This is a genomic window from Streptomyces dangxiongensis (assembly GCF_003675325.1).
GTDB lineage: Bacteria > Actinomycetota > Actinomycetes > Streptomycetales > Streptomycetaceae > Streptomyces > Streptomyces dangxiongensis.
In genome coordinates this window covers 3,153,503-3,170,962 of the sequence record NZ_CP033073.1, presented here as the reverse complement: position 1 = coordinate 3,170,962, position 17,460 = coordinate 3,153,503, and the positions used below count along the sequence as shown (strand labels likewise).

Sequence of the window (17,460 nt, the reverse complement as noted above, 5' to 3'; positions counted from 1 at the left end):
ACTCCTTCCTAGCTGCCGCCTACCGGGTTAGCTGTCGGGTTCGGGCGGACGGAAGGGTTGCCCTACGGCGTCGTCCCGGGCGGGAGTCGGCCGATTCACCCCAGGATTCGGTGGGTCCCCGGCTCCGGGCGCCGCACAGGGGGCACGCCGGACTCGGCGGAGGCCGCGCGGCCCGGCGACGTTCGCCGGAGGGGGGTCGTGCGGCCTGACGGCAACCTAGCCAACTCGTGTGTCTTCTGTGAAGGTTGGTGCGCAGTATGTCCGATACATTTCCGTGACCTGGGGCCGGATTCACACGCGTGTGACCAGGTGCTTCCGGTGCGTGAGGGGTCATACGGCCCTGTGTGGCGAAGACCGGTCCGCGGGACGGTGACCGGTTGTCGGTGGGGCGCCCTAGACTCGGAGAGCGATGAGCAGCCTCTTTGACGACAGCTTCCTGGCGGACCTCCAGCCCCCGCGCGGGCACGACGAGGAGCTTCCGCCGCCGCCCGAGCACGACCACACCCCGGAACCGCTTCCGGACGATCTGTTCGGCGGGAAGTTCGACGCGCCGCCGGACCGGGACGCCCACTACCGCGACGGCGCCCCCCGCCCCGTGATCGACGCGGCGACACTCCTGGCGGGGCTGAACGCGAACCAGCGCGCCGCGGTCGTGCACGCCGGCTCTCCGCTGCTCATCGTCGCCGGCGCCGGCTCCGGCAAGACCCGTGTGCTCACCCACCGCATCGCCCACCTGCTCGCCGAGCGGAGCGTCCACCCGGGTCAGATCCTCGCGATCACCTTCACCAACAAGGCCGCCGGCGAGATGAGGGAGCGTGTCGAGCAGCTCGTCGGCCCGCGCGCCAACGCGATGTGGGTGATGACGTTCCACAGCGCGTGCGTGCGCATCCTCCGCCGCGAGTCGAAGAAGCTCGGTTTCACCTCGTCGTTCTCGATCTACGACGCGGCCGACAGCAAGCGCCTGATGGCCCTGGTCTGCCGTGACCTGGACCTCGACCCCAAGCGCTACCCGCCCAAGTCCTTCAGCGCGAAGATCAGCAACCTCAAGAACGAGCTGATCGACGAGGAGGATTTCGCCGCCCGGGCCGCCGACGGCTTCGAGAAGACCCTCGCCCAGGCGTACACGCTCTACCAGTCGCGGCTGCGCGAGGCGAACGCCCTCGACTTCGACGACCTGATCATGACGACGGTCAACCTGCTGCGCGCCTTCCCGGACGTCGCCGAGCACTACCGCCGCCGTTTCCGGCACGTCCTGGTCGACGAGTACCAGGACACCAACCACGCCCAGTACGCCCTGGTGCGCGAGCTGGTCGGGACGGGCGAGCGTGCCGCCGAGGACGTCGACGTACCGCCCGGCGACGGTGACCTGCCGCCCGCCGAACTGTGTGTCGTGGGCGACGCCGACCAGTCGATCTACGCCTTCCGGGGCGCGACGATCCGCAACATCCTCCAGTTCGAGGAGGACTACCCGAACGCGACGACGATCCTGCTGGAGCAGAACTACCGCTCCACGCAGACGATCCTGTCCGCCGCCAACGCGGTCATCGAGCGCAACGAGTCCCGCCGCCCGAAGAACCTGTGGACCAACGCCGGCCACGGCGCCCGGATCACCGGTTACGTCGCCGACACCGAGCACGACGAGGCCCAGTTCGTCGCGGACGAGATAGACCGGCTCACCGACGCGGGGGAGGCACGCGCCGGGGACGTCGCTGTCTTCTACCGCACGAACGCCCAGTCCCGTGTCTTCGAAGAGGTCTTCATCCGCGTCGGCCTGCCGTACAAGGTCGTCGGCGGCGTCCGCTTCTACGAGCGCAAGGAGGTCCGGGACGTCCTGGCCTACCTGCGCGTTCTCGCCAACCCCGAGGACTCGGTGCCGCTGCGCCGCATCCTCAACGTGCCCAAGCGGGGTATCGGCGACCGCGCGGAGGCCATGGTCGACGCCCTCGCCCAGCGCGAGAAGATCAGCTTTCCGCAGGCCCTGAAGCGCGTCGACGAGGCGTACGGCATGGCCGCGCGGTCGACGAATGCCGTGAAGCGGTTCAACACGCTGATGGAGGACCTGCGCACGATCGTCGAATCCGGTGCCGGACCGGCGACCGTCCTGGAAGCCGTGCTCGAACGCACCGGGTATCTGGCCGAGTTGCAGGCCTCCACCGACCCGCAGGACGAGACCCGCATCGAGAACCTCCAGGAACTCGCGGCCGTGGCACTTGAGTTCGAACAGGAGCGCGGCGAGGGAGAGACCGGCACGCTCGCAGACTTCCTGGAGCAGGTCGCCCTGGTCGCCGACTCCGACCAGATCCCCGACGAGGAGGGCGGCGACGGTGTCATCACGCTGATGACGCTGCACACCGCCAAGGGCCTGGAGTTCCCGGTCGTGTTCCTGACCGGCATGGAGGACGGCGTCTTCCCGCACATGCGCGCCCTCGGGGAGGCCAAGGAGCTGGAGGAGGAGCGGCGTCTGGCCTACGTCGGCATCACCCGCGCCCGGGAGCGGCTGTACCTCACGCGGTCGGCGCTGCGCAGCGCCTGGGGCCAGCCCTCGTACAACCCGCCCTCCCGCTTCCTGGAGGAGATCCCGGCCGCCCACCTGGAGTGGAAGCGGACAGGGGCTGCGGCACCGGTGTCGTCCGGACCGGCGTCCGGGATCGCGGCCTCGCTGTCCTCGTCCCGCTCCCGGTCCTCGGCGTCGGGTGCGGCCGGGTTCGCCACGCGGCGCACGGCCGAGAAGCCGGTGGTCGCGCTGGCCGTCGGGGACCGGGTCACCCACGACCAGTTCGGGCTGGGCACGGTCGTCGGGGTGAAGGGCACGGGTGCGAACGCGGAGGCCACGGTCGACTTCGGTGACACCAAGCCGAAGCGGCTGCTGCTGCGGTACGCGCCGGTGGAGAAGCTGTAGTGCGAAGGGCCCCCGCCGCTCGGCGGGGGCCTGCCGTTACCTACGTCGGATCGAGCCCGTGGCTTCGCAGCCACGGCAACGGGTCTATGGCCGCCCCGCCCGCCGGACGCACCTCGAAGTGGAGGTGCGGACCCGTGGAGTTGCCGGAGTTGCCGGAGTAGGCGATCGGCTCGCCGGCCTTGACGGTCGTACCGGAGGCGACGCGGTAGCTGGACAGGTGGCAGTACCAGGTCTGCGTGCCGTCCTTCGACGTCAGGATCAGCATGTTGCCGTAGGCGCTGTTCCACTGGGTGGTGACCGTGCCGTCGGTGGCGGCCATCACCGTGGTGCCGTACGAGACCGGGAAGTCGATGCCGGTGTGCACCGACATCCAGTTCACGCCCGCCTGGCCGAAGTACGCGCTGAGTCCGCGCTGGGCGACCGGCAGCACGAACTTGGGGCGCAGCCGCTCCTTGAGCGCGGCCTCCGCCGCGGCCTTCTTCTTCTCCAGCGCCTGCTGTGCGACGAGGTCGATCCGCTCCTGGGTGCGGCTCGCCCGGTCGGCGAAGTCGTGGGCGCCGTCGGAGAGCGTCCTGAGCTGGGTGTCCAGCTTGCTGTTGGCGATCGACGGCTTGACCACCTGCACGTCCGGGGCGGAGGCGGTGGTGTCCTCGGAGCTGTCGCCGAGCGCGCCGACCGAGGCCGCGGCGATTCCGGCGACCCCCATCACGCAGGCCGAGGGCACGGCGACGGTCAGCAGCGCGGAGCGCTTGGCGGGCGTACGGCGCCGGGAGCGTGCCGCGCCGCGTGCGCCCGCGCGGGTCTGCGGCGCCGGGCCGGTCTCCTCCTGACCGTCCAACAGGCCGGTCACGGCGGGCAGTTCGCCGGTGGAGCCCGGCTCGTCGGCACCGGAAGGCTGTTCGTCGTGGGCGGTGTCCTCGTACGACGCCCGCTCGAAGGCCTCGGCCTGCGCGTCGCCGACCGCCTCGAACGTGGCGGTGGCCTGCTGGTCGAACGGTTCGCCGTCCTGTTCGAGGTCCGGCGTCCCGGTCTGCCCCGCGGAGTTCCACTGCGTGGCGTCGTACGCGCCCGTGTCGAAGGTCTGGGTGCCCCAGTCCCACTGCTGCGCGGGGTCGGCGCTGCCGGGCCGGCCGGACTGGTGCCAGGCGCCCGTGTCCCACTGGCCGCTGACGTCGTTGCCGGTGGCCTGCGTGGGGAACGTCCAGGCGGTGGTGTCATGGACGCCGGAGTCGTAACCGGCGTGCTGCTGGGCCGCGTAGGGGTCGTAGTCGGGGGAGTGGCCGCCGGCCGGCGGCCACTGGGCCGTGTCGTACGCGCCGGGGGTCTGCTCGCTGCCCGGAAAACTGCCGAAGAGCGGGTCGGTGTCGAAGGCCGCGGTGCCCGTGGAACCACTCGTGAAACCGGTGGTGTCATAGGCGCCGTACGTGGTGAGGTCGTCGTAGGGGACTTCCTGTGCCCCGTACGGCGCGTAGTGCGCGGTGGGGGCGTCGGAAGCCGGGGCCGGGGTGGTCATGGTCCCCGACGGGTGACGATCGTTCACCAACTTCTCTTTCGCCTCGACAACAGGGGCTGCCAGAGCAGTGCGGCGACTGTACCCGGCGGTACGTGGGCGCGACAATCTTCGGCTGGTTTCCCGTGGGCCTGAAACGGGCATTCGGCTGTGTTTCGGGGGACGCAGGACCCGACCTTGGCCTTACGTTCGAAGCCTGTTCGATGCCACGTGACTCTGAGTCAACCGTGCGCGGGCTCGTCCCTCCCGGGTCGAGGCGGTCTCAGGCCACCGTCAGGCCCTCGCCGACCCGCTCCCCGGGGTGGGGGGCGTCGAGGACCTCACGTATCCCGGACGCCACGGCGGGGTGCACGGGCAGGGCGAGATGCCCGATGCCGGTCACCCGGACGTTGTGCGCGTCGAGATCGGAGTGCTCCAGGCAGGCCGTCTCCAGCGGGTCCATCATCGAGTCGAGGTCGCTCCAGAAGCTCACGAACCGGGTACGGCAGCCGGGGGCGGGCCGGGCCAGCTCCTTGATCACCGGCGATCCGGGCCGCATCTGTCGCACGATCGGATGGGCGTCGGCCAGCGGCGCAACCTTCGTCCCGGAGTGGGGCGTACCGAGCGTCACCAACGTCCGTACGCGCAGGTCACCGCCCAGGCACTGGACGTAGTAGCGGGCGATCAGGCCACCGAGGCTGTGTCCCACGATGTCGACCCGGGCGCTGCCGGTGCGCTCGCAGATCTCCTCGATGTGCCGGCCGAGCAGATCGGCCGCGGCCCGTATGTCACAGGTCAGCGGGGAGTAGTTGAGCGACTCGACGCGCTGTCGGCCGTGCTGGGCGAGGGTGCGGCGCAGCAGGACGAACACCGAGCGGTTGTCGATGAAGCCGTGCAGCAGCACGACCGGCGTGCCGGGGTGGGCGGGCAGCCGGGTGGCGCCCTCCGCCGCGGCCAGGGCCGCCGAGCGGCGTTCCTGGGCGAGACCCGTCGGATACAGCAGGAGGTGTCCGGCGAGGATCGCCGCCTCGAGGGCGGTCGCCTTGAGCAGCGCCATGGAGAGTCCGGTGAGTCTGCCGGGCCACAGGCGGCGGCAGACCGGGAGGAAGAGTGGCAATACCCCGGTGACCTTCATGGCCGACCTCCTGTCGGCACGCCGGGAGGCGGCTCGGTCCCCCGTGTGCCCTCATGTCCCACCATGTGATTTCCCCCTCCCTGCGTGCCGTAAAACCGCGGGTTGCGGGATGCTGTGGATAACGTTCGTTCACTTCGCGACAGTGGCGGGACGCGCCAAAAGTGCGGTACTTGTCGGTACGGACGGAAGCGATCGCTTCCGTGGTCGCTTGATGGAGGCAGTGATGGGTGTGGCAGCCGGTCCGATCCGCGTGGTGGTCGCCAAGCCGGGGCTCGACGGCCACGATCGTGGGGCCAAGGTCATCGCGCGCGCGTTGCGCGACGCCGGTATGGAGGTCATCTACACCGGGCTCCACCAGACCCCGGAACAGATCGTCGGCACGGCCATCCAGGAGGACGCCGACGCGATCGGCCTCTCGATCCTCTCCGGCGCCCACAACACGCTGTTCGCAGCGGTCATCGACCTGCTCAAGGAGCGGGACGCGGCGGACATCCTCGTCTTCGGGGGCGGCATCATCCCGGAGGAGGACATCGCGCCGCTGAAGGAGAAGGGCGTCGCCGCGATCTTCACGCCGGGCGCCACCACCACGTCGATCGTGGAGTGGGTGCGGGAGAACGCCGGTCAGCCGGCCGCGTCCGGCGGCTGAGGGGCTGCCTGAGGGGGCGGCGAGGTCACCTGCGGGGGTCGAGCGGGGGCGGGCGGTGACGCCGGCGCATCTGATGGCTGAGCGGGGGCAGGCGGCGGCGCCGGTGCCTGTGACGGCTGAGGTGGCTGAGCGGGTGCCTGCCGGGGTCGAGCGGGCGGTGGCGCCGGCGCCTGTGGTGGCCGGGCCGGGGCTCCGGTGGGTGTCGGTGCCAGCTCCCGCGCCATCACCGCCCGTAGCCGCAGCGTCGTGACCAGGCGCTGGAACGCCTCCGCCCAGTACCCGCCGGCCCCCGGCGCGGCGTCCTCCCGCTCGTCGGGTATCGCCAGCAGTGCCTCCAGCCGTACGGTCTCCGCCGGGTCCAGGCAGCGTTCCGCCAGCCCCATCACCCCGCTGAAACTCCAGGGATAACTGCCCGCGTCGCGCGCGATGTTCAGAGCGTCCACCACCGCCCGGCCCAGCGGGGCGGCCCAGGGGACGGCGCACACCCCGAGTAGCTGGAACGCCTCCGACAAGCCGTGTGTCGCGATGAACCCGGCCACCCATGCCGCCCGCTCCGCCGGTGCCAGCGCCGCCAGCAGCTTCGCCCGTTCCGCGAGGGACACCGCGCCCGGGCCGCCCGCCTCCGGCGCGGACGGTGAGCCGAGCAGTGCCCGGGACCACGCGGCGTCCCGCTGCCGTACCGCCGCCCGGCACCAGGCCGTGTGCAGCTCGCCCTGCCAGCCGTCCGCCACCGGCAGCGCCACGATGTCCCGCGCCGTCCGGCCGCCGAACCGCCCGGCCCAGGTGCCGAGCGGGGCCGCTTCCACCAGCTGCCCCAGCCACCACGATCGTTCCCCTCTGCCCGAGGGCGGTGTGGCCACCACACCGTCGCGTTCCATGCCGGAGTCGCACTCGGGCGGCGGCTCCACCACGATCACGGCCGAGTTCCCCGTCCGGTCCAGGGCCACACATGCCGCGGCCCGTACGGCCATCCGCGCGGCGAGGGCGGAACCCGGCAGCGCCGACAGCAGGTCTGCCGCGGTCGCCCGGACGTTGCGGCTGCGGTCGCCCAGCGCCTGCTCCAGGAACGGCTCGTCCGCGTCCGACAGGCCGGTACGCAGCGAGTCGAGGAACATCAGCCGATCCTCCGCCCGCTCCGTCGCCCAGGTCGATGCCAGCAGCTCGCGCCCCAGCGCCGGCGTACGGGCGCGCAGGGCGCCCAGCAGCGCCGCGCGCTCGGCGAACAGTCCTTCCGACCACAGCCGGCACACCGCCTCGGCGTCCTCGGGGCCGGGCAGGGTGGCGCCGCCGCCGGGGGCCGCGCGCAGGGCGAAGCGCCAGTCCGGGTTCAGCCGGGCCAGCCACAGCGCGCGTGGTCCCGCGAACGCGAGTGCCGCCGGCCGCAGGTCCGTACGGCCCCGGGCCGCGTCCAGCAGCGCGGGCAGCGCCTGCGGGGGCGCCGCGTACCCGTGCGCGTTGGCCGCCGCCAGCCACTGCGGCAGCAGTTCCATGAGGTCCGGGGAGCTGCCCCGCCGGCCGGCCGCCCTGCCGGAACGGTCGGCGAGCAGCGTGGTCAGCCGGCCTGCCGCCGCCGTGGGCAGGGCCGGGCGCGGGTCGGCGGGCGCTCGCTCCGGCCGCCGTGGCGCCCGCGCGGGCCGCAGTCCGGCCCGCCGCCGTACGGCCGCCACGGCAGCCGCGTCCAGCAGCGCGACCGGTGCGGCGCGCCCGGGTATGCCGTACGCCGGGGCGCGCCGGTCGGTGCCGAGAAGCGCGGCGGTCACCAGGTCCTCCCACGAGCCGCCGGAATCCGCGGGGGCCGTGCGGCCCGGCACGGCACCGACCGGCCCCGCGCCGCTGTCCGGCAACCCCGCGCTGCGGCCCGGCACGGCGTGGCTGTCCGGTACGGCGCAGTCGAACGGCACCGCGCCGCTGTCCGGTACGGCGCAGTCGACCGACACCGCGCCGCTGTCCGGTACGGCGCAGTCGGCCGGGCTCCCCTGGGCGTTCGGTGTCATGGCGCCGTCGGGGGCATCGCTGCTGTTCCGGGGGTCGCTCCCGGGGCGGGGCGCGGTGCTGTCCGGTGTCTGCTCGCGGGCCGGTGCATCGCCGTCGGTCGGTGTCGTGCCGTCGGCCGGTGTGTCCTTGTCGGACGGTGTCCCGTTCATCGTGTTTCCCTTCCGTGCGGCTGGCCGGGTGTTGCCGAGAGGCTCCGGGCGGTCAGCACAGGGGCACCGCGTCGCCCGTTCTCTCCGGCCAGGCGGTGAGCGGGGTGAAGCCGCGGTGGCCGGACTCGCCGAAGACCGTGACGGGGGCGCCGCCGGAGAGGGCGACCAGCCGCCACAGGCCGGGGCGGGAGCGGGCGGCCCGGGTCAGCGGCAGGGCCGTGTCCGTGTCGGCGTCGGCCAGCCGCCACCGGTCGCCGTCCGGGACCGGTATCACCCGGCCCAGCGTCACCGGGACCGACTCCAGCCAGGGATCGTCGCGCAAGGCCTCGCCGTACCGGGCCGCCGCCTCCGTGGTGGTCACGCCCGGCGGGCGGAACGCGGCCGGGGCCGGGGCGGTGAACCGTTCGCCCAGGGCGGCCCGGGACCGGCCGGTGCCCGGGTAGGCGGACAGTTCCGCGTCCAGGGCGAGCCCGACCGGCAGCGTCGTCTCCGGCGGACGTCCGGCCGCGCCGTAGGAGAGCAGCAGCCGGGTGTGGCCGGACTCGGCGCCGTACAGCCATATCCGTCGGGTCGTCAGTTTCGCGTCGGCCGTGTCGTACTGGGCGAGGACCAGCCAGCGGTCGCGCAGCGGTGGCCCGTCCGGCGTGGCGGGCAGGCCGAGCCGGGAGCGGACCGTGGCCGCGAGAGCGTCCGGCAGCGTGTCGCGGCGCAGCCAGCCCTGGTCGAGGAGGTGCAACAGCGCGCACTCCTCCAGCAGCCGGGCGGGCCAGCCCGCACCCGAGGCCGGTATCACCCCCAGTTCCCGCACCCGGGCGGCCAGTCCGGGGGCCTGGGCGTCGACCATGCGGGCCGCAGTCTCGTCCCACAGCCCGTACCCCGCCTGTTCGGCCGCGGCGAGGCCGCCGCGCAGCAGGTCCGTCAGGCGCTGTTCCAGTTCCGTCGCGCCCGCCGTGACCCGCTCGGCCCGGCGCTCGGCCCGCCGGCGGGCCGCCTCCGGACCCGCGGACCCGGCCGGCGGGCCGCCGGCGGCCTGTGCCGCTCTCGTCACCTCGCGTCCGCGCCGGCCCGCGATCCACCGCTCCGCCCAGTCCGGCGGCTGCGCGGACCCCGGCACCACGTCGTCGCCGCCCGCCCAGAGCAGCAGCAGGCCGAGCGCGTGCTTGCACGGGAACTTACGGCTCGGACAGCTACACCTGTACGCCGGCCCGGCCACGTCCGCCAGGTCCACCACCGTCTGGTACGGCCTGCTGCCACTGCCCTCGCACAGCCCCCACACCGACCCCTCTCCGCTCCCCGTCCCGGACCACGGCCCGGCCACCCCGAGTCTGCTCCCCGCCTTGCGTGACGCGGCGTCAGGCGCCAGTGCCAGCACCTGCTCCGCGGTTCGGCGCACCCCCTGCTCAGTCATGCCACCGACGGTAGGTCCCCCCACTGACAATCACCCCGACGCGGGCGTTCGTACAGGTCAGAGCGATTGTCAGTGGCGTGGTGCACGGTGGGTGTCAGATCCGAACCGGCCGAGCTGGAGGGGGCCTCAGCCATGTCTGTGTCCGTGGAGTCCGTGGAACCGACGACCGCCGCATCCGAGCGCGACGAGACCGGGCAGGTGCTGCGCCCGCACGCCGAGCAGGCCTTCGCGGCCGAACTCACCGCGCTCGCCGAACAGGACGACCGCCCGCGCCCGGCCCGCTGGAAACTGTCGCCGTGGGCGGTGGCGACGTACCTGCTCGGCGGCACGCTGCCGGACGGCACGGTGATCACCCCCAAGTACGTGGGGCCGCGCCGGATCGTCGAGGTCGCCGTCACCACGCTCGCCACCGACCGCGCCCTGTTGCTGCTCGGTGTGCCCGGCACCGCCAAGACCTGGGTGTCGGAACATCTGGCCGCCGCCGTCAGCGGAGACTCGACGCTGCTGGTCCAGGGCACGGCCGGCACCCCGGAGGAGGCCATCCGCTACGGCTGGAACTACGCACGGCTCCTCGCGCACGGCCCCAGCCGGGACGCCCTCGTGCCCAGCCCCGTCATGCGCGCCATGGCGGAGGGCATGACCGCCCGCGTGGAGGAGCTGACCCGCATCCCGGCCGATGTACAGGACACGCTCATCACCATCCTGTCCGAGAAGACCCTGCCCGTCCCCGAGCTGGGCGAGGAGGTCCAGGCGGTCCGCGGCTTCAACCTCATCGCCACCGCCAACGACCGTGACCGCGGCGTCAACGACCTCTCCAGCGCGTTGCGTCGCCGCTTCAACACCGTGGTGCTGCCGCTGCCGGAGAGCGCCGACGCCGAGGTCGACATCGTCACCCGCCGGGTGGAGCAGCTCGGCCGCTCCCTGGAGCTGCCGGCCACGCCCGACGGCATCGACGAGATCCGGCGTGTCGTGACCGTCTTCCGCGAATTGCGCGACGGCGTCACCGCCGACGGCCGCACCAAGCTGAAGTCACCCAGCGGCACGCTGTCCACGGCGGAGGCGATCTCCGTCGTCACCAACGGCCTCGCGCTCGCCACCCACTTCGGCGACGGCGTGCTGCGCCCGGGTGACATCGCCGCGGGCATCCTCGGTGCCGTCGTCCGTGACCCGGCGGCCGACCGGATGATCTGGCAGGAGTACCTGGAGACGGTGGTCCGCGAGCGCGACGGCTGGACGGACTTCTACCGCGCGTGCCGGGAGGTGAGCGCATGACCGGCGCCGGCGCCGGCACGGCGTACGACTCCGGGCCGCTGCTGCTCGGCGTCCGTCACCACGGGCCCGGCTCCGCGCGCGCGGTGCGGGCCGCGCTGGACGCCGCCCGGCCCGTGACCGTCCTGATCGAGGGTCCGCCCGAGGCCGACGCGCTGATCCCGCTGGCCGCCGACCCGGGGCTGCGGCCCCCGGTCGCCCTCCTCGCCCACGCCGTCGACGAGCCCGGCCGCTCGGCCTTCTGGCCGTTCGCCGAGTTCAGTCCCGAGTGGGTGGCCATCCGCTGGGCCGTCGAACACGGCGTCCCGGCCCGCTTCATCGACCTGCCCGCCACGCACACGCTCGCGTGGCAGGACACCCCTCGAACCGGGACGGACGAGGACGGCGGGACGGGCCTGAACGGTCAGGAGGGCGACGACGCTGAGGACGGTCAGGTGGACGGTCCCGGGGCCGCCTCCGCCGCCGGGGACGACGCTCCCGCGTCCGCTCCCACCGCCGACGGCGACCAGGTCCGCGTCGACCCCCTCGCCGTGCTCGCCGAGGCCGCCGGGTACGACGATCCGGAACGCTGGTGGGAGGACGTCGTGGAGCACCGGGGGCCGGGCGACCGGGATCCTTTCGCGCCGTTCGCCGCGGTGGCGGAGGCCATGGGCGTGCTGCGCGAGCGGTACGGCGCCGGCGGGCGCCCAAGGGACCTCGTCCGCGAGGCACACATGCGGCTGCGGCTGCGCGACGCCCGCAAGGAGGCGGGGGACGCCGTGGCCGTCGTGTGCGGGGCCTGGCACGTGCCCGCGCTGCGCGAGAAGACCACCGTCACCGCCGACCGGGCACTGCTCAAGGGGCTGCCCAAGATGAGGACGGACCTGACCTGGGTGCCCTGGACTCACCGCCGGCTGGCCCGGGCCGGCGGGTACGGCGCGGGCATCGACTCGCCGGGCTGGTACGCGCATCTGTTCCACGCCCCCGACCGGCCGGTCGAGCGGTGGCTGACCAAGGTCGCGGGGCTGCTGCGTGAGGAGGACCGGATCGTCTCCTCCGCGCACGTCATCGAGGCCGTGCGGCTCGCGGAGACGCTGGCGGTGCTGCGGGGCCGCCCGCTGCCCGGCCTGGGGGAGACCACCGACGCGGTCCGCGCGGTGCTGTGCGAGGGCTCGGACGTGCCGCTGTCCCTGGTGCACGACCGGCTGGTGGTCGGGGACGTCCTGGGCGAGGTGCCCGAGTCGGCGCCCGCGGTGCCGCTCCAGCGGGACCTCGCCCGGCAGCAGCGCGCGCTGCGGTTCAAACCCGAGGCGCTGGAGCGCGAGCTGGAGCTGGACCTGCGCGGGGACACCGACGCGGGCCGCAGCAGGCTGCTGCACCGGCTGCGGCTGCTCGGCGTCGGCTGGGGCGAGCCGGCCCGGTCCCGGGGGAGTACGGGCACCTTCCGGGAGACCTGGCGGCTGCGCTGGGAGCCCGAGCTGTCGGTGCGGGTCGCCGAGGCGGGCGTGTGGGGGACGACCGTGCTCGACGCGGCGCAGGCCAGGGCCGAGGCGGACGCGACCGCCGCGCGTGCCCTCGCCGACGTCACCGCGCTCGCCGAACAGTGCCTGCTGGCCGGCCTGCCGGACGCGCTGCCCGTGGTCATGCGGGTACTGGCCGACCGGGCCGCCCTCGACACGGACGTCAGTCATCTCGCGCAGGCCCTGCCGGCCCTGGTCCGTGCCCTGCGCTACGGAGATGTACGCGGCACCGACACCGGCGCGCTGACCGCGGTCGCGGCGGCCCTCGCCGAGCGCGTCTTCGTCGGTCTGCCACCGGCCTGCGCCGCGCTGGACGCGGACGCGGCGGAGGAGATGCGCGGCCACGTGGACGCCGTACACACGGCGGTGGCACTTCTCGCGGAAAGCCTGCCCGGCCCGGACACTCCCGCCCACGCAGGCGACGCGGGGCGCGGGAATCCCGGGGATCAGCGGAGCGGCGTGGGCCGGCGGCGTGGTCATGCCGGGTTGCGTGATCGCTGGCGGGGCGTGTTGCGGGCTCTGGCGCTGCGGGACACCGTGTCCGGTGTCATCCGGGGGCGGGCCGTGCGGCTGCTGTTGGACGACGGGGCGCTGCGGGCGGAGGAGGCGGCCCGGCTGATGGGGCTCGCGCTGTCGCCCGGCACGCCGCCCGCCGCTGCCGCCGCCTGGATCGAGGGGTTCGCCGGCGGCGGGGGCGGACTGCTGCTGGTGCACGACGAGCGGCTGCTCGGACTGCTCGACACGTGGCTGACCGGGGTACCGGCGGCCGCCTTCACGGACGTACTGCCGCTGCTGCGGCGCACGTTCGCGGCGTACGAGCCGGGGGTGCGCAGAACCCTCGGCGAGCTGGTCCGGCGCGGCCCCGGAGACCGGCCCGGCGGGACCACCGCCCGGACAGTCGCGGTGCCCGGGTTCGCCGCCGAACCGGATGCGCGGCGCGCCGACGCCGTCCTGCCGGTGCTGCGGCTGCTGCTCGGCCTGGACTCCGACCGTGACACGACGAACGACACCGGCTTCGTGGGAGTGGGCGCATGACGAACCGGACGACGGAGGCGGCGACCGGACCCGCGGTGACCGGAGCGGCGGCGACCGAAGTGGTGAGCGGAGCCGCGGTGACCGGAGCGGCGGCGACCGAAGTGGTGAGCGGAGCCGCGGTGACCGGAGCGGCGGCGACCGAAGTGGTGACCGGACCCGCGGTGACCGGAGTGGCGGTGACCGGACCCGTGGCGACCGGAGCGGTGGTGACCGGACCCGGGGTGACCGGAGTCGTGGTGGCCGGGCTGTCCGATCCGGTGCGCGAGCGGCTGCGGCGCTGGCGGCTGGTGCTCGGCGGGGGCCAGGCCGACGGCACGGGCTGCGCCCTGTCCGGCCGGGATGCGGCGATGGACGGCACGCTGGCCGCCCTCTACGGCAGGAGCGACACGGCACAGGCGGGCCGGGAGCGGTCGGCGGGACTCGGCGCCTCGGCACCGTCCGTGGCCCGCTGGCTCGGGGACATCCGCACCTACTTCCCGTCCTCCGTCGTCCAGGTCATGCAGCGCGACGCCATCGACCGGCTCGGCCTCGCCTCCCTGCTGCTGGAACCGGAGATGCTGGAGGCGGTGGAGGCCGACGTGCACCTGGTCGGCACGCTGCTGTCGCTCAACAAGGCGATGCCGGAGACCACCCGGGAGACAGCCCGCGCGGTGGTGCGCAAGGTGGTCGAGGACCTGGAGGGACGGCTCGCCACCCGCACCCGGGCCGCCGTCACCGGCGCCCTGGACCGCAGCGCCCGGGTCACCCGCCCGCGCCACCACGACATCGACTGGAACCGCACCATCGCGGCCAACCTCAAGCACTATCTGCCCGAGTACCGCACGGTCGTACCGGAACGGCTCATCGGCTACGGGCGGGCCGCGCGGTCGGTGCAGAAGGAGGTCGTCCTGTGCATCGACCAGTCCGGGTCGATGGCGGCGTCCGTGGTCTACGCGTCCGTGTTCGGGGCGGTCCTCGCCTCCATGCGGTCGGTCAGCACCCGGCTGGTCGTCTTCGACACGGCGGTCGTCGACCTCACCGACCGGCTGGAGGACCCCGTCGACGTGCTCTTCGGTACGCAGCTCGGCGGGGGTACGGACATCAACCGGGCGCTCGCCTACTGCCAGTCGCGGATCACCCGTCCGGCCGAGACCGTGGTCGTGCTGATCAGCGACCTGTACGAGGGCGGCATCCGGGACGAGATGCTCAAGCGGGTCGCGGCGATGAAGGCGTCCGGGGTGCAGTTCGTGACACTGCTCGCGCTGTCGGACGAGGGGGCGCCCGCCTACGACCGTGAGCACGCGGCGGCGCTGGCCGAGCTGGGCGCGCCGGCCTTCGCCTGCACGCCCGACCTGTTCCCGGAGGTGATGGCAGCGGCGCTGGAGAAGCGCCCGCTGCCGATACCCGGCACGGCCTGACGCGTGGGCGCTCGGGGCCTCACCGGGTCGGTCCCGGCCCGGTGAGGCCTGGCGGATCACCTGTCCGGCGCCCATACCGGCCAGCGCTCCGGCACCCCGTGCCAGGAATCCCGGCATCATGTGACAGGTATCACCGCTCAGGTGTGACCCGCGATTTAGAGGGCCCCCGTAAGCAGCGATAACCTGCGAGACGGACATGCCGCGCGCTCGGACACCGTGTGCGCTTCCCTAGTGACAGCGGACGTCACGTTGCCCTTCGCGGCACGCCCACGCATCCAACGAACCGCGAGATCACTGATAGGGACGGAAGCGCGTGGACCTGTTCGAGTACCAGGCGAGGGACCTCTTCGCCAAGCACGATGTACCGGTGCTGGCCGGTGAAGTCATCGACACGCCTGAGGCGGCGCGCGAGATCACCGAGCGGCTGGGCGGCAAGTCCGTCGTCAAGGCGCAGGTGAAGGTCGGTGGTCGTGGAAAGGCCGGCGGCGTCAAGCTGGCCGCCACCCCGGACGAGGCCGTCGCCCGCGCGACGGACATCCTCGGCATGGACATCAAGGGCCACACGGTCCACAAGGTCATGATCGCCGAGACCGCTCCGGAGATCGTCGAGGAGTACTACGTCTCCTTCCTCCTCGACCGTGCCAACCGCACCTTCCTCTCCATCGCGTCCGTCGAGGGCGGCATGGAGATCGAGGAGGTGGCGGCCACCCGTCCGGACGCCGTCGCCAAGATCGCGATCGACGCCATCGACGGCGTGGACGAGGCCAAGGCCCGCGAGATCGTCGAGGCCGCCAAGTTCCCGGCCGAGGTCGCGGACAAGGTCGCGCACGTCCTGATCAAGCTGTGGGACACCTTCATCAAGTCGGACGCCCTCCTCGTCGAGGTCAACCCGCTCGCGAAGGTCGCCTCCGGTGACGTCATCGCCCTCGACGGCAAGGTGTCGCTGGACGAGAACGCCGAGTTCCGTCACCCCGAGTACGAGGAGCTCCACGACAAGGACGCCGCCAACCCGCTCGAGGCGGCCGCCAAGGCGAAGGGCCTCAACTACGTCAAGCTCGAGGGCGAGGTCGGCATCATCGGCAACGGCGCGGGTCTCGTCATGAGCACCCTGGACGTCGTCGCGTACGCCGGTGAGAAGCACGGCGGCGTCAAGCCCGCCAACTTCCTGGACATCGGTGGCGGTGCCTCCGCCCAGGTGATGGCGAACGGCCTGGAGATCATTCTGGGCGACCCGGACGTCAAGTCCGTCTTCGTGAACGTCTTCGGCGGCATCACCGCCTGTGACGAGGTCGCCAACGGCATCGTGCAGGCCCTGAAGCTCCTCGAGGACCGCGGCGAGAAGGTCGAGAAGCCGCTCGTCGTCCGCCTCGACGGCAACAACGCCGAGCTGGGCCGGCAGATCCTCACGGACGCCGACCACCCGCTGGTGCAGCGCGTCGACACCATGGACGGCGCGGCCGACAAGGCCGCCGAGCTGGCCGCCGCCAAGTAAGCACGAGGACGAGGACTCACACACCATGGCTATCTGGCTCAACAAGGACAGCAAGGTCATCGTCCAGGGCATGACCGGCGCCACCGGCATGAAGCACACCAAGCTCATGCTCGGAGACGGCACGAACGTCGTGGGCGGCGTGAACCCGCGCAAGGCGGGTCAGACCGTGGACTTCGAAGGCACCGAGGTACCCGTGTTCGGGACCGTCAAGGAAGCCGTCGAGAAGACCGGCGCCGACGTCTCCGTCATCTTCGTGCCGGAGAAGTTCACCAAGGACGCGGTCGTCGAGGCCATCGACGCCGAGATCCCGCTGGCCGTCGTCATCACCGAGGGCATCGCCGTGCACGACACGGCGTCCTTCTGGGCGTACGCCGGCAAGAAGGGCAACAAGACCCGGATCATCGGCCCGAACTGCCCCGGCATCATCACCCCGGGCCAGTCGAACGTCGGCATCATCCCGGGCGACATCACCAAGCCGGGCCGCATCGGTCTGGTGTCGAAGTCCGGCACGCTGACGTACCAGATGATGTACGAGCTGCGGGACCTCGGCTTCTCGACCGCCGTCGGCATCGGTGGCGACCCGATCATCGGCACCACGCACATCGACGCGCTCGCCGCGTTCCAGGCCGACCCCGACACCGACCTGATCGTGATGATCGGTGAGATCGGCGGCGACGCCGAGGAGCGCGCGGCCGCGTTCATCAAGGAGAACGTGACCAAGCCGGTCGTCGGTTACGTCGCGGGCTTCACGGCGCCCGAGGGCAAGACCATGGGCCACGCGGGTGCCATCGTCTCCGGTTCCTCCGGCACCGCGCAGGCCAAGAAGGAGGCCCTGGAGGCCGCGGGTGTCAAGGTCGGCAAGACGCCGACCGAGACGGCCAAGCTGGCGCGGGAGATCCTCAGCGCCTGAGTCTCCCCGCCGCATGCCGGCAGGCCCGCTCCCGTTGTCCGGGGCGGGCCTGCCGCCGTTCTCCGTCCGACACGCCGCCCGCCCCACGCCATGCCGTCCGCCGGCCCGACGCCATGCCGTCCGCCCCCGGGGCACCC

At 72.9% G+C, this 17,460-nt stretch carries 10 protein-coding genes, 1 pseudogene and 1 riboswitch; of the genes and pseudogenes, 7 read left to right on the top strand and 4 right to left on the bottom strand.

Annotation, left to right across the window (positions count from 1 at the left end; translation table 11 throughout):
• A riboswitch (cyclic di-AMP (ydaO/yuaA leader) is annotated at nucleotides 1-169 on the bottom strand.
• Between the two features lie 240 nt (nucleotides 170-409).
• Complete coding sequence (gene pcrA / locus D9753_RS13905) at nucleotides 410-2,899, top strand: DNA helicase PcrA (RefSeq protein WP_121787316.1); 2,490 nt, start codon at nucleotides 410-412, stop codon at nucleotides 2,897-2,899.
• Nucleotides 2,900-2,939: 40 nt separating this feature from the next.
• On the opposite strand, the gene D9753_RS13900 is transcribed toward pcrA, so the two are convergent.
• The gene (locus D9753_RS13900) at nucleotides 2,940-4,439 is read right to left on the bottom strand and encodes a M23 family metallopeptidase (protein WP_121787315.1); all 1,500 of its coding nucleotides are present in this window, start codon (nucleotides 4,437-4,439) and stop codon (nucleotides 2,940-2,942) included.
• 232 nt (nucleotides 4,440-4,671) lie between these two features.
• Entirely contained in the window at nucleotides 4,672-5,523 is an 852-nt protein-coding gene (locus tag D9753_RS13895) for an esterase/lipase family protein (protein WP_121787314.1), read from the bottom strand.
• Nucleotides 5,524-5,746: 223 nt separating this feature from the next.
• On the opposite strand from D9753_RS13895, the gene D9753_RS13890 reads away from it, so the two are divergent.
• Nucleotides 5,747-6,169, top strand: coding sequence for a cobalamin B12-binding domain-containing protein (locus D9753_RS13890; RefSeq protein WP_121787313.1), 423 nt, complete (start codon nucleotides 5,747-5,749; stop codon nucleotides 6,167-6,169).
• A gap of 203 nt (nucleotides 6,170-6,372) precedes the next feature.
• On the opposite strand, the pseudogene D9753_RS13885 reads toward D9753_RS13890, so the two are convergent.
• Together D9753_RS13885 and D9753_RS13880 are read right to left on the bottom strand one after the other, a co-directional pair.
• Nucleotides 6,373-8,313: pseudogene (locus D9753_RS13885) on the bottom strand (DUF5691 domain-containing protein); the annotation flags it as partial.
• A gap of 52 nt (nucleotides 8,314-8,365) precedes the next feature.
• A complete protein-coding gene (locus D9753_RS13880; protein WP_121787312.1) occupies nucleotides 8,366-9,721 on the bottom strand; it encodes an SWIM zinc finger family protein in 1,356 nt (451 codons plus the stop codon).
• Nucleotides 9,722-9,853: 132 nt separating this feature from the next.
• Here D9753_RS13880 and D9753_RS13875 point away from each other — a divergent pair, with 132 nt between their 5' ends.
• The 5 genes from D9753_RS13875 (at nucleotide 9,854) to sucD (ending at nucleotide 17,323) form a co-directional block, all read left to right on the top strand.
• On the top strand, nucleotides 9,854-10,993 hold the full coding sequence (locus D9753_RS13875) for an ATP-binding protein (RefSeq protein ID WP_121787311.1): 1,140 nt from the start codon (nucleotides 9,854-9,856) through the stop codon (nucleotides 10,991-10,993).
• Nucleotides 10,990-13,524: a DUF5682 family protein gene (locus D9753_RS13870; RefSeq protein WP_121787310.1), complete on the top strand. Its 2,535-nt coding sequence runs from the start codon at nucleotides 10,990-10,992 to the stop codon at nucleotides 13,522-13,524. The genes D9753_RS13875 and D9753_RS13870 overlap by 4 nt, the downstream gene beginning before the upstream one ends.
• The gene (locus tag D9753_RS13865; protein WP_394346706.1) at nucleotides 13,521-14,921 is read left to right on the top strand and encodes a vWA domain-containing protein; all 1,401 of its coding nucleotides are present in this window, start codon (nucleotides 13,521-13,523) and stop codon (nucleotides 14,919-14,921) included. The genes D9753_RS13870 and D9753_RS13865 overlap by 4 nt, the downstream gene beginning before the upstream one ends.
• Nucleotides 14,922-15,234: 313 nt before the next feature.
• Nucleotides 15,235-16,413 carry an ADP-forming succinate--CoA ligase subunit beta gene (sucC, locus tag D9753_RS13860; protein WP_121787309.1) on the top strand — a complete coding sequence of 393 codons (1,179 nt, stop codon included), beginning with the start codon at nucleotides 15,235-15,237 and terminating at the stop codon, nucleotides 16,411-16,413.
• A gap of 25 nt (nucleotides 16,414-16,438) precedes the next feature.
• Complete coding sequence (gene sucD / locus D9753_RS13855) at nucleotides 16,439-17,323, top strand: succinate--CoA ligase subunit alpha (protein WP_121787308.1); 885 nt, start codon at nucleotides 16,439-16,441, stop codon at nucleotides 17,321-17,323.
• Nucleotides 17,324-17,460: the final 137 nt, after the last annotated feature.